The organism is Amycolatopsis sp. NPDC039088 (assembly GCF_055598845.1).
This window is the reverse complement of sequence record NZ_JBVKAE010000027.1, coordinates 35217-47232: the sequence shown is the minus strand read 5'-3', so window position 1 is coordinate 47232 and position 12016 is coordinate 35217. Positions and strand designations below refer to the sequence as shown.

General features: G+C 68.0%; 11 protein-coding genes. 9 read left to right on the top strand and 2 right to left on the bottom strand.

The window, feature by feature from the left end; genetic code table 11:
* Positions 1-507: 507 nt before the first annotated feature.
* The gene (locus ACZ7KI_RS30005; RefSeq protein WP_410658329.1) at positions 508-690 is read right to left on the bottom strand and encodes a hypothetical protein; all 183 of its coding nucleotides are present in this window, start codon (positions 688-690) and stop codon (positions 508-510) included.
* On the opposite strand from ACZ7KI_RS30005, the gene ACZ7KI_RS30000 reads away from it, so the two are divergent.
* From ACZ7KI_RS30000 to ACZ7KI_RS29960, 9 genes are all read left to right on the top strand, one after another.
* On the top strand, positions 680-1456 hold the full coding sequence (locus ACZ7KI_RS30000; protein WP_470276412.1) for a hypothetical protein: 777 nt from the start codon (positions 680-682) through the stop codon (positions 1454-1456). The genes ACZ7KI_RS30005 and ACZ7KI_RS30000 overlap by 11 nt on opposite strands.
* Before the next feature lie 68 nt (positions 1457-1524).
* On the top strand, positions 1525-2634 hold the full coding sequence (locus ACZ7KI_RS29995) for a TRM11 family SAM-dependent methyltransferase (protein ID WP_470276411.1): 1110 nt from the start codon (positions 1525-1527) through the stop codon (positions 2632-2634).
* Between the two features lie 141 nt (positions 2635-2775).
* The gene (locus ACZ7KI_RS29990) at positions 2776-3675 is read left to right on the top strand and encodes a DNA cytosine methyltransferase (RefSeq protein WP_470276410.1); all 900 of its coding nucleotides are present in this window, start codon (positions 2776-2778) and stop codon (positions 3673-3675) included.
* Positions 3676-3781: 106 nt separating this feature from the next.
* Positions 3782-3979 carry a hypothetical protein gene (locus tag ACZ7KI_RS29985; protein ID WP_470276409.1) on the top strand — a complete coding sequence of 66 codons (198 nt, stop codon included), beginning with the start codon at positions 3782-3784 and terminating at the stop codon, positions 3977-3979.
* The gene (locus tag ACZ7KI_RS29980) at positions 3942-4400 is read left to right on the top strand and encodes a hypothetical protein (RefSeq protein WP_470276408.1); all 459 of its coding nucleotides are present in this window, start codon (positions 3942-3944) and stop codon (positions 4398-4400) included. The genes ACZ7KI_RS29985 and ACZ7KI_RS29980 overlap by 38 nt, the downstream gene beginning before the upstream one ends.
* A 210-nt stretch (positions 4401-4610) precedes the next feature.
* Positions 4611-5177 (top strand): recombinase family protein, encoded by a 567-nt coding sequence (locus tag ACZ7KI_RS29975; protein ID WP_470276407.1) that lies wholly within the window; start codon positions 4611-4613, stop codon positions 5175-5177.
* 202 nt (positions 5178-5379) lie between these two features.
* On the top strand, positions 5380-5640 hold the full coding sequence (locus ACZ7KI_RS29970; RefSeq protein WP_470276406.1) for a helix-turn-helix transcriptional regulator: 261 nt from the start codon (positions 5380-5382) through the stop codon (positions 5638-5640).
* Between the two features lie 81 nt (positions 5641-5721).
* Complete coding sequence (locus ACZ7KI_RS29965; protein WP_470276405.1) at positions 5722-7215, top strand: tyrosine-type recombinase/integrase; 1494 nt, start codon at positions 5722-5724, stop codon at positions 7213-7215.
* Positions 7216-7418: 203 nt separating this feature from the next.
* Positions 7419-7772: a hypothetical protein gene (locus tag ACZ7KI_RS29960; protein WP_470276404.1), complete on the top strand. Its 354-nt coding sequence runs from the start codon at positions 7419-7421 to the stop codon at positions 7770-7772.
* A gap of 250 nt (positions 7773-8022) precedes the next feature.
* Here the strand turns inward: ACZ7KI_RS29960 and ACZ7KI_RS29955 are convergent, their stop codons facing one another.
* Complete coding sequence (locus tag ACZ7KI_RS29955) at positions 8023-11910, bottom strand: hypothetical protein (protein WP_470276403.1); 3888 nt, start codon at positions 11908-11910, stop codon at positions 8023-8025.
* Between the last annotated feature and the right edge of the window lie 106 nt (positions 11911-12016).

Here is a 12016-nt window from a genome sequence, read left to right as displayed (position 1 = left end):
ATGCGCGCGAGGCATGAGCGCAATGCTTGAGGCGCCCCATATTGTTGCCTTGAGCTGCGGTGACACGCCTCGAAGCTGTCGGTAAGCGAGCGTGGCGCCTCAAGAGCTGCTCGTGAGAGCCCAGGCCCTGCGGCGTGCGCGAAAAGAAGCTGCGAGAAATATTCCACTGTCGAATCGGATGCCCGGGTGACAACGGGAACCGGGCATTGAGGCCGCAGCGCGGCGCTCTTTGTTGCTCTGGCCGGGCGTGGATGCGTTGGTCGTTCTGGGGTCGGAAATCTTTCTGAGTTTTTCGGGATCGGGTGTCTCCAAACGGCCTTTTTTCCGGAGTTAGCCGGTGACGGAATCCCGTCGCCGGCCTCGGACCGGCGGCACTCGCTTCAGGAGGCTTCTCATGACCCAGCGCGCACAGTCGCCGGACAACAGCGCCGGTCGCCGGACACACTCGGACCGCCCGCCGCGCACCGGGCGCGGAGGCGACCGCGCTCCCTACCCCGGCGCCCGCGTTCACAGCACCACGGCAGGCGCGGGCGGGACCGGCAGCACCTCGCGTCCCGAGGGCACGTCGGCCCCGTCGCGCCGGCGTCCGGCGTCCTCGTCGGCGGCACCGACTCCGGCGACGGTGTGGACGTGCGGGCCGGACCCGGTCGACGCCCACGCGGCGTGGCCGGTACCGATCGTGGAGTCCATCACGGCGGCGTTCACCGACCCCGGTGCGCACGTCGTCCTGGTCGACCTCGGCCCCGCACCGACCGCAGTCCCGCGCTCCGGTGTGGACGGTTCGGCGACGACCGGCGAGACCTTGGTGGCGGCCGCGCGAGAAGCGGTGCGCGCGCTCGACCGCACCGCCGACGCCGTCACCTTCCACAGCGGCGACGGTGGCTCCGTCGCGTCGTCGCGACCGTTCTGGGCAGACCTCGTCACCGACGCGAACGACCCGTCCGCGGCGCTGGCCGGAACACCGTCGGCCCCGGCGCGCACCGGTGCCTCCGGCAGCGCGGAAGGACCGGTGCCCGAGCGCGGCGCGCGGGCGGATCTCGTGATCGTGTCCCTGCCCGCCCACGCCGCCGAGTCGCTGTCGCTGGACCGGCTCGCGCTACTGGCGTCGAACCGTCTGCGCCAGGGCGGCATCTTCGCGGTGTACACACACAGTGACTGGACGCGGGGTCGGCTGGTCGATCCGACCGGCGTGATCGTGGCCGCGGCCCAGCACGCCGATCTGCTCTACCTGCAGCACATCGTCACGCTGCACGCTCCCGTGGAGAAGGGACGCCTGCGGGCCGCGCCGAGCGCGGCGGTGGCCGCCCGGCTCCGCGCGACGGTGCGCGGACTGCCCGCGCCGCACCTTCGCGCTCACGGCGATGTCCTCGCGTTCGCGCAACCAGCCGACCCCGGCGCACCGCCCTCCGGGACCGGTCCGGCGACCGCCGCGCCCGGCGCCGGAGGTGGCCAGTGACCCCGCCCCCGCCGCGCCCGACCGGGCCTTCCCCGGCCACCCCTGCACCTGCGAAAGGCAGCGTCCTCATGTCTCACCAGCACCCCGCGACATCGACCACCCACGGCGGCGACGACCCGACCGTGCCGATCTCCCGCACGCTCATCGACGCCCTCGACACCAGCCCTGCACATACCGGCACCACGACCGGACACGACCCAGCCGGGCCGACCATCGCGACCGGCGTGACTGACGTCGGCGAGTTGCCGTTGTCGGTGTGGGCGACCGCGCAGACCTCCCCTGCCTCCCAGCGCAAAGGCCGTTACGTGCCCGAGTCGACCGCGCACCCGGCGAAGATGCTCCCGGCCGTCGCGGCTCATGCCATCCGCGCCTACACCCGCCCCGGGGACCTCATCTTCGACCCGATGGCCGGATCCGGCACCACGCTCGTGGAGGCGATCGACGCCGGGCGCCGAGCGGTCGGCGTCGAGTACGAACCGCACTGGGTCACCGTGGCGCGGGCGAACCTCGAGCTCGCCCGGGAACGCGGTCACGACCACGACGCCGAGATCGTGCACGGCGACGCGCGGCAACTGCCGTTCCTGCTGCCCGAGAAATACCGGGGACAGGTCGCGCTGATCGTCACCTCCCCGCCCTATGGGCCGTCCACGCACGGGCAGGTCGTCACCAGCGGCACGGGTTCGCAGGACGGGAAGGTGCACAAGTACCACCACCTCTACGGCTCCACATTGGATCGCGGGAACCTCGCCAACGTCGGCCATCACCGGCTGCTGGCCGGTTTCACCCGCGTCCTCACCGGCTGCGCCGCCGTGCTGCGCCCCGGCGGGCACATCGCGATCACCGTCCGGCCCTGGCGCGAGCACTCGGAACTGATCGACCTGCCCTCGCAGATCATCGCCTGCGGCCACGCCGCCGGGCTGGTGCCGGTCGAACGCTGCGTCGCACTGCTGGCCCGCGTCGCCGACCGCGAGCTGGTCGCCCGCGGGAGCTTCTTCCAGCGCGACTTCATCCGCAAACAGCGCGAGCAAGGCTTGCCGCTGCATCTGATCGCGCACGAGGACGTCATCGTCTTGGCCAAGCCCCTCGTGCCCAGCGGCGCGTCGGCCGCGGCCTCGTCGGGCGACGGTCACGCCGCTGCGAGCAGCGGGGACGCGAGTCGTGGGCGGTGGGCGTCGTGAGCACGCGGGTGCACTGCCGGGACTGCGGCTGGGACGCGCAGTTCCGGCATCCCGCCACAGCCCGGCGCGCCGCCAACCGACACCGCTGCCCACCGCCGAGCGACGACTCGGATCGGCGACCCGTGGCGGGGGAGGCACACCATGGCTGAACGCCCTGCCCAAGCTGTGGATCCGCTGCGGTTCGTCGCGACCGACGGCCCGGTGATCGGGTCGCTGTGCACCGGCGTGGCCGGTCTCGACCTCGGCGTCGCGGCCGTGCTCGGCGGCCGCATTGCCTGGTACTCGGAGGTCGACCCGCACGCGGCCGCGATCCTCGCCGCGCGCCTGCCCGGCGTGCCGAACCTGGGCGATCTGCGCGCTGTCGACTTCACCTCCGTCGCACCGGTCGAGGTGCTCACGGCGGGCTTCCCCTGTCAGGACATTTCCGCCGCCGGTCGGCGCGCGGGCATCGAGAAAGGCGCTCGCAGTGGACTGTGGAGCAACATCCTGGACGCCATTCGCCTACTACGACCCCGCCTCGTCGTCGTGGAGAACGTCGCCGCCCTCCGCTGGAAGAACGGCGGCCTCGACCGTGTACTCGCGGGGCTGGCCGAAGCGGGGTATGACGCGGTCTGGCGTTGCGTACGAGCCGCCGACATCGGAGCCGCCCACCGCCGCGAACGCGTGTTCCTGTGTGCCGTCCCCACCCCGGGACGGGATGCGGATGATGCCGACCCCGCAGGCCCGCGACGGCGAACCCCGCGGTCCGGTCGATCCGGCACGGCGGCGCGCGGGCGGGCATCAGGTCAATCTCAACGACGCGGTCGACTCGGTCGTCCGGTCGGCGCGCCTACTGCCGACACCCACGGGGGCGGTCCAGAGCGTGCAGAGGCAGGGGCGTGCGATCCCGCCCGGCTGCGTGACGCTGACGGACTCGGACGCGAAGAACCGCACCCACGACGGCGGACCGTCGTTTCCCGGCCGCGCGCGGGTGCTGGGCACACCGGCGCCGCCGACGGACGGAACGTCGTGCGCGGCAGCCCAAAGCGGAGGGATCCATAGCTGCCTTTCCGCCGGTGCGTGGGGTTTCTGCCGCTGACCCCCAACCGCGCGCGACGGGTTTGCGACCGAACTCTCCACCGCGTTATGACAAGGAGGCCTGTCCCTCATGGACACTCCACGACTTCTGCCGACCCCGCGGGCGACTGACGGCACCAAAGGCTGCCCCCGGCAGCGCGGATCGAAGGGCGATCTGATGCTGCCCTCGGTCGTCATCGCCGTCACCACCCCCACGTCGAAACCCTGCGCTCGCAAGGAGGTGAACGACAATGACGACCATCAACGCCCGCCGCGCCGCACGCGGTGAACCCAGGCCGGTGGACTGGGGCGAGTACGCCGCCGCCGTGCACCGATGGGAACTCATCACCGGCCGCCCCGCGCCCTACCCGACACAGCCCGGACGGCACGGCCGACCCGTGCTTGCGCCGCGATTTGTCGAGTGGCTCATGGGCCTGCCCCCGGGCTGGGTCACCACCGAATACCTCGACCTGCCCCGCACCGCGCAACTGCGCGCGCTCGGTAACGGCGTCATGCCCCAGCAAGCCGCGCACGCGCTACGCCTTCTGCTCGACGAGCTCGCCTCACTTGCGCACACCACGGCCGGGTGCCATCGGGCCGCGCCGCCGAACCACTCGCGTGAGAGCCGCACCACCAACGAACAGGGCACGAGTACGAAGCGGCCCCGGCGTCTGGCCCGTTCGGTGCCGGCACGCACTACGACCCGCTGATCGGGTCCCGCGAGGTACCTCGGGCTTCCAGCTCTCTCGAGGCGGGGGGGGGGGGGGCTCGCTCCCTTCCAACACCACATCCGTACCGAAAGCAGGTCCGCTATGCCCATCAGTCGCCCCAGCAGGTTTCTCCATCACCTTCGACGCTGGCTGCGCACCCGGCACGGCCAGAACGGCCCGCACACCCTACCCGCGCCGCACGAGCAACCAATGACGGAAACCCAGTCCGAAGTAGACGTTGTTGCTGCCGAGCATCCCGTGCTTCGCCGGGCGAGCGAGGCAACCGTCGTCGTGCTGGTCCGCCAAGGCTGGAACGTGCACCGCCCACCGTATGGCTACCGCGCCATGGACGTCGCAGGAACCCGTTCCGGCAGCGGCAGGCTTCGCAGCCGGCTCACCCCCGACCCGCTGCGCGCCCCGGTCGTGCAGCACATCTTCTACTGGCGCGCGGTCACCGGACTCGACGTCGACCAGATCACCCAGCGGCTGAACAACAATCCCGACCGCTACCCGCCACCGGGAGCCAGCGGTACCTGGCAGGTCAAGGCCGTCATCAGAATCCTGACCAACCTCAAATACACCGGCTACCAGGCACTGCGCACCCGCGACGACAACAACCGTCTCCGTCCCGCCGAGCAGTGGGTGCTCTCCGACCAGCCGGCCCACCGCGCCCTGATCACCACCGCCCTCTTCTGGGCAGCGCAAAACCCCACCACCGACACCCGGCGCGCGCTACGGCACCGCCTGCTCGCCCAGCCACACGACCTCTCCGTCTAACCCAGTCGGGAGCACTCACCATGACCACCAGCCGACCTGGCCCGCCCGACAAGATGCTCCGCTACGGCCCCGCGCCAACGTCGACGGCTGTTCCCCTTTCCCGCCGCTTTCGTGACGAGAACGGCGTTCTGCGTTCCGGCTTCCCGCAGCGTCCATTGCCGACGATCACCCGCACCACATCACACGATGATGGGAGTACGCCATGACGACATCGCACCCGCCGACGATCAACGCCGCGCCGGCGCGGCCGATACTGGCACTGCACCAGCAGTTATGGAGTCTTGGTGTCACGACCGATCTGATGACGGCTGCCCGCGTGCTCGGTGTCGGCCGCACCACGGCCTACCGGCTCGCCCGCGAGGGCACATTCCCGGTGCCGGTCAAACGGGTCGGCCGCAACTACCGGGTCGTGGTCGCCCGGCTGGCGGAATTCCTCGGGCTGGGCGAAGAGCCTCGTGGCTGACGCTTCCTCTCTGTCCCGAATGGAGCGTCGATGGGCGCTGTCCGGAACACATCCCACCTGATAGTGGCAGGAACGAATCCGATGGCGCAGAACTTCTCCGGCGGCACCTACAAACGCTGCACCTGCAAACACCCGAAGACCGGAAAGCAGCTGGGTGCCGCATGCCCCAAACTTAAACGCCGCAACGGTGCCTGGAGTTCTGAGCACGGCACTTGGTACTACCAAGCCGAACTTCCGGCCCGTGCCGACGGAACCCGCCGTACCCGCAGGCGTGGCGGGCACGAGTCACAGACTGGCGCCCAGGCTGAACTGGACAAGATGGCGGCCTTGGTTGATGTCGCTGAACCCTATGGTGCCGCCGCCATCGTCGCGATCGGCGACGTCATCGACAAGCACCTCAAAACCGGGGAGCCACTCCCGTCATCGGGAACCATTGGTGCGCAGCTTGACGCCGGGGTCGTCGATGCCAGCCAGGTCCCCACCGTCGGTGAGTGGCTGACCACGTGGTTCGCCGGGCGGAAGAAGAAACTCCGTGGAACCACCCAGCTCTCTTACAGCAGTCACATCCGGCTCTGGCTCATCCCGCACCTGGGTCACTACCGGCTCGACGAACTCACCGTCGTGCACATCTCGCGCATGTTCGACGCGATGGCCGAACGCAACGACGCCATCCTCGTCGCGAAAGCCAGCGACGATCCCGACATCCGCAAGAGCGTGCACGGCATGCGGACGTTGAGCGAGGCCACCATGCAGCGTTACCGCGCCACCCTGCGCACCGCGCTCAACGCCGCCATCCGCGACCCGCGTCTCTCGATCACGTTCAACCCGGCCTCCTACGTCGAATTGCCGTCCGGGCGGCGGCCGAAAGCGTTGCTGTGGACACCCGAACGCGTCGAACGGTGGCGACGAACCGGGCAGAAACCCTCCCGGGTCATGGTGTGGACACCGGACCAGACCGGTCGGTTCCTCGACCAGGCCGTCGAGCACCCCTACTACGTACTGCTGCACCTCATCGCCTACCGGGGGCTACGGCGCGGCGAAGCCTGCGGACTGTCCTGGTGGGACGTCGACCTGGCCCGCCAGAGCATCACGATCACCGCCGCCCTGGTCCAGATCGGCTGGCAGGCCGAGATGGGCGAACCCAAAAGCGAAGCCAGCGGCCGTGTCATCGCCCTCGACAATGCCACTACCGAGGTCGTCGCCGCCCAGAAGCGGAGTCAGGACGCCCTACGGGCCGCCGCAGGTGCTTCCTGGATCGAGAACGGGCTGGTCTGCACTGAACCCGACGGCAGGCCCCTGCAACCGTCCCACCTCAGCGACGCCTTCCACGCGATCGCCGACGAGGCCGGGCTACCGCCCGTGCGCCTGCACGACCTCCGTCACGGCGCCGCCACCCTGATGATCGCCGCCGGAGCCGACCTCAAGGAGGTCCAGGAACTCCTCGGCCACTCCAGCATCGCCATCACCGCGGACACCTACACCCACGTCCTTCCCGAGCTTGCCCGTAAGAGCGCCGAAGCGGCCGCCTCGATCATCCCCCGCCGGAGCAACCGGAAGGCCCTGCCCGCCGCGTGACGGATATGTAATTCGCCGCAGCCTTTCCTGGAAAGCTCACTTTGTTTCGAGTGGAAAGTAATAGGCCGACCCAGGTATGCACCTGGGTCGGCCAGAGGATTCGACAAAGCCCTCTGTGTGCAGCATAGCGCATTCCCGGTGTGGATGACTGGCGGTATTCGCGGATCGGGTGCATGATCGATGTTCATGCCGGGAGGGGCACGATGAGCAGCACGATGACGTTCGAGGGGCAGCACTTATTCGGCGCGGCGATCATGGTGGGCATCGGCGACGACATTGTCGATTGCGTCGCCGAATATGACGGAGCCACAGAGGATGAGGCGCGCCGTTGGGTCGAGCGGACACTTCCAGCGGCATCGCTGCCGGGCTGGGTTCACGAGCGTCCACACGGCGCAGCCGGAGTCTTTCTGTCCGGCTCCTACGATATGGGCGTGCGTATCCAGGACGGCGATGGAGCGTCTCACTGGGAGAAGGACCCCTTCAGCGGACCCGAGTACGTCGCCGATCTCATCGACGGTGCGTTGCACTGGTGGGTGCGCAAGAGTTTGCAGCGGTAAAGGTTCCACGCCTACTCCGGCGCAAATTGCTGCCTGAGTGGTGCGCCGAGGGAAGGGCTTGCGCGGTGGGCTGTTGGACTCGACCGGGAGCAGTGGCAGGTGGTAGGGCACAGCATCGGCGGGGCGAGCATCGGTAAGACGTCGACCCGCTTGAGCTCTTACATTCGAGTTGAACATGCGTGTCGCGGCAACGCCGGCGGCCGTCCTGGTCGGCCTTCCGCGTGCACACTTGGTGTGTTGCGGAGCGATGTCACGATGGGATGAATCCTGGAACGGGTGGGGTTTCGCCGGAGAGTAGGCGTTCGAGCCCGGCAACGCAGGTGAAGGGAACCCTGGGCTCGGTGACGAATGCAGCGACGTTGGGGTCGGGAGTGACCACCACTGGGACGACGGTCCAGTTCTCCGGGCGTGCCTCGACGCCGGTCGCGGTCAGTGCGGCGGTGAGTTGTGCGCGGACCGCGCCAGCTTTGGCGAGAAGCTTCCCGACATAAGCTTTTTCCGGAGATTTTCGTTGTTTGGCGTGGGATCGGGAGTTGTTACGGGTGCCGTGGAAGTCTCTGAGGTCGTAGAAGATGTAGTCGATGGAGAACGGTGGTTGGGTGTTCTTTGCTTCGATCACCCAGAGTTGTTTCGTCCTGGGGTCGGCGGCGAGGAGGTCGATCTCTCCGGGTATGTCGAGTCCGTGTTTCGCCGCCTTGTTCTTCAGTAGGCCTGGGCGCAGATGTCGTAAGCCCTGGCGTCGGGCGGCTGCGGTGACTTCTTTCTCGAACTGCCGCTGACGGAACTTGGCCAACTCTGCCAGGCTGGTCTTCAGTTCCGGCGGTAGTGATCGAAGCGGCCATGGCAGGCGAGCTCCGATCCGGTAGTTCGCGTAGATGTGTTGCGAGGCGGCTGCCTGGCGTGGGAGCAGGAGAAGACCATCAGGTCGGCCGATGGCTGAGAGCCCGATGAGTGGCCGGGTGGCGAGGCGCTCGTGCCGTCGTTCGATGTTCCAGAAATCCAGTCCGGACGTCAGTAGTCGCTGAGAATCAAGAGTGAGTGCCCGGGCAGCCGCTGTGATCTCGGCGACGGCCACACCGGACCAGTCGCTCGCCGAGCGCACAAGATCGTTGAGTGTGACTTCGGCGATCGGCGCTTTGGCCAGAGGCCAGGAGGCGGTGGTCTGTAAGACGGCGAGTAGAGCGTCGAAGTCGAAACCCAGGGTGGTTCGCATGACATTCTCGACGTCGAGCATCAGTTCGGTGTGGTCGCGAGTGTTCTCTGCGCTGCCGGCGTTCTCGGGGGCCGTGCACAGCAGATCCCGCATCGTAGTGAACGGCTGCTCGGTGCGGTCTGCGCTCGCTTCGGGCGGCGGGGGCTCGGACTCGAAGGAGTTGGCTCGTTGGGTGAGGTGGACTCTCAGCCGTTCTCGTTGCAGGGCTGGCAAGTCCGCGCGTGGCTCGCTGGACCACACTGAGACCACCCCGTATTCGAGTACCTGCGCAGTCACGTCCTGGAAGCCGACTGCTTCGGCGTCGGCAAGCGCGGCCAGTTCGAGGGCGAGGGCTGCGAGGTCGATTAGCCGTTTCCAGTCGCGCTCATCGAGCCGTGTCGTTCCGCGGGGCGTTCTTGTCAGCATGTGCTCGACGAGCAGGTTGCCCGACCGCCAGACCGCGGTGCCCTCCAGGGCTGAATCGACGATGTGATCATCGTCGGCGGATCCGGTCAAGGCACGCCGGGAATCTCGGCGGTGGTGCGCGGCCCAGGTGTGTTCCACGAAGGTTGCCGCCGCATGGAGGGCGTGGTCCAGGTCGAGCTGGTCGACCTCGTGATCGAGCAGGCTCAGCAGCGCGGGAACCAGCTCACGACGGATCAGGCGCACTGCATCGTCACCGGTCGTCATGTCGGTCTGCACGCCACGTCGGTGGAGTACCTGGGCCAGAGCGCGGAAGGCTCTCGCCCGGCCGCCATCGGTCAACAGCCCGAATCCGGCTCCGCCTAGGTCGGTGAACGGTGTGCGTTCGTGAGCCAGCCGCAGGCTGCTCGGAGTGGAGTTCCACCGCTGGACGACCGATTTTCGTAACTCCAGTGCGGTGGCTGAACTGCTGATCGTCTGATCGATGTCGAGTATCCCGTCGTCGGGCGGGTCCGGCATCTCGTCCAGGGCGACCAGAACGGCCGCGGCGTCGGCGATCGCTTGCCCGCACAGCCGGTGAAGGGCCGATACACCGGTCGTCGTGATGGACTCTGGGCTGTAGACCAGGAAGGGCTGGCCGGCGATGATCCCGGTGAATCTGATCGGCTGCTCGTCATCGGGCGTTGTGGTCGGCATCAGTCCGATCAGGATCGGCTGGTTCGGCAGCAGCCGCCGAGGAGCTTTCGTTGCCGGCTCGACGAGGAGTTTCTCCAAGCCGATATAGAGTGCGTCTGCGAGGGCGATCGCCAGCTGTCGGTCCGGCCCGGGTTCGGCGTGGCGCAATGCGACGACGAACGCGCCGCCGGCGGAGAAGGACAGGTACTGGTACGGGTGCAGCATCACTGCGGTCGCCCCTCCGTCCGGGCGGAGCGCCCAGGAAGGCCACTCGCGTAGCGGTGGCAGCTCCAAAGGATGTGTGAGATCGAGGAAACGGTCGGCCTCGACCGCCTGCTCCCATTCCGCACGGGAGACCCGGGGGAGCACGGCGACCTGGGCCTTGTCGTTACCGGCACGATGCAGTAGTCCGTGTTCCCGGAAAACGGCCCAGAGGTCACGGACTTCCCAGGCGGTCAGCCTCTTCACCCCGGGAAGCGTGGACAGCTCGTCCAGGAAGGACCAGAACTGATCGATGCTCTCCGCTTCGCCCGCGAATTCGCGCCATTCGTCGACTCCCAGGACGATCGTGCCTGGGCGGAACTCCTTCTGGGATCGATACAGGCCGCCGACCAGGACCACCCGGGTGATCGAGACGTCGGCGCCGATCCTGCCGGGCCGACCTTGGAGGATCTCGTGCTCGAACGGCAGTTCCTCGTGAGACAGATCTAGCGGCTCGTCGGGCAGGAAAGCCGCGGCCAGCCGAATACTGCTCCCTGGCTGAACTCCAGCCAGGTGGCGTTTCGCCGTTCTGATGTCCGCCGGGATTCGTGATTCGTCAAGGGTGGCGACGATGTCCACGACGATCAGGTGGCGAGACCCGGGCACGAGCAGTATCAACGGACGCCCGGATCGACCTCCGACCACATCGACTCCACTGATCACATGTGCGGGGAGGCCACGCAGCGTGTGGATGACCAGAAGCTCGGTCGCCGTCCATACCCTGTCGGTGCAGAAAGGGACGACGCGGGCGTCATCCCGGGTACGCAGTCGTGACCGCTTCCGGTCCTCGCCGGCCGCCATCGCGACCAGCCGCCCGGCCAGATTCCCGAGCGCACCCAGCACGAGACCACCAGGGAGCGGCAAGCATCCATCCTCGGTCTTCACCGCGAGCGCGGTGAGCCACACAGGTTCCTTCCCAGTGCGGTCCTGCGGCGACCGGGTTCGTTCCGCGGTGGCCCAGCGCAAGCATTGGCTGAGCTGTTCGACACCCTCGTCCGAGCGGGTGGTGTCGCGATAGGGCAACAGCACCTCCTGTACCGGAGAAACCGAACCTCGCCACAGTCCATGAAGCCGGGTCGCGGCGTCGACCTCGCCGTCGGTGATCCGTGCGGGCGCCGTTGGATGGGAAACTGGCGCCAGGGACCAATGGGGTGACAGCAGTGTCCGCTCGAGCCCGATGATCCGTAGCGCCAGCTCGGTCAGATCACCGATCCCGAACCCCAGCATGTCCAGAAGTACGGGATCGACAGCGGGCACAAGTCGGCGAAGCCGGGCGAACACCTCCCACGGCCGTTCGAACAACCCGGGGTGCACCGGCCATACCTGCCCCGACCATTCCACGCGCAGCAGCTTCCGCGGGTCGAACGGGACCCAGTCCTCGACGTGCCGGTAGTCAGGGTGAACCGCCATCGGCACCATTAACCAGCTGGCCAGATCAACGGCCCGTGCGGTGCGCACGCCGATCGGTGGGTTCGACCGAGCGCCGGTGAGCAAGGTCGTCAGGCTGGGAAGCCGGTGTACCGCGGACGGCGAAGAACAGGCGGCATGGATCACCGCTCGCACACTTGCCGCGCTGAACCCGTCCATCGCCGCGCCGATCCAATTGGCCAGGAAGGCAGATTCTGAGGGGACAAGGTTTGATCGTCCGTCTGCATTCCGGCTTCGGTCCGCAGGTCGTTTCGACATTCTGCCG

Coding starts and splice junctions, on each gene's coding strand:
- ACZ7KI_RS30005 (WP_410658329.1), bottom strand. CDS start 690: ATGGACTCCACGATCGGTACCGGCCACGCCGCGTGGGCGTCGACCGGG.
- ACZ7KI_RS29970 (WP_470276406.1), top strand. CDS start 5,380: ATGACGACATCGCACCCGCCGACGATCAACGCCGCGCCGGCGCGGCCG.
- ACZ7KI_RS29980 (WP_470276408.1), top strand. CDS start 3,942: ATGACGACCATCAACGCCCGCCGCGCCGCACGCGGTGAACCCAGGCCG.
- ACZ7KI_RS29965 (WP_470276405.1), top strand. CDS start 5,722: ATGGCGCAGAACTTCTCCGGCGGCACCTACAAACGCTGCACCTGCAAA.
- ACZ7KI_RS29955 (WP_470276403.1), bottom strand. CDS start 11,910: ATGGACGGGTTCAGCGCGGCAAGTGTGCGAGCGGTGATCCATGCCGCC.
- ACZ7KI_RS29995 (WP_470276411.1), top strand. CDS start 1,525: ATGTCTCACCAGCACCCCGCGACATCGACCACCCACGGCGGCGACGAC.
- ACZ7KI_RS29975 (WP_470276407.1), top strand. CDS start 4,611: ATGACGGAAACCCAGTCCGAAGTAGACGTTGTTGCTGCCGAGCATCCC.
- ACZ7KI_RS29960 (WP_470276404.1), top strand. CDS start 7,419: ATGAGCAGCACGATGACGTTCGAGGGGCAGCACTTATTCGGCGCGGCG.
- ACZ7KI_RS29990 (WP_470276410.1), top strand. CDS start 2,776: ATGGCTGAACGCCCTGCCCAAGCTGTGGATCCGCTGCGGTTCGTCGCG.
- ACZ7KI_RS29985 (WP_470276409.1), top strand. CDS start 3,782: ATGGACACTCCACGACTTCTGCCGACCCCGCGGGCGACTGACGGCACC.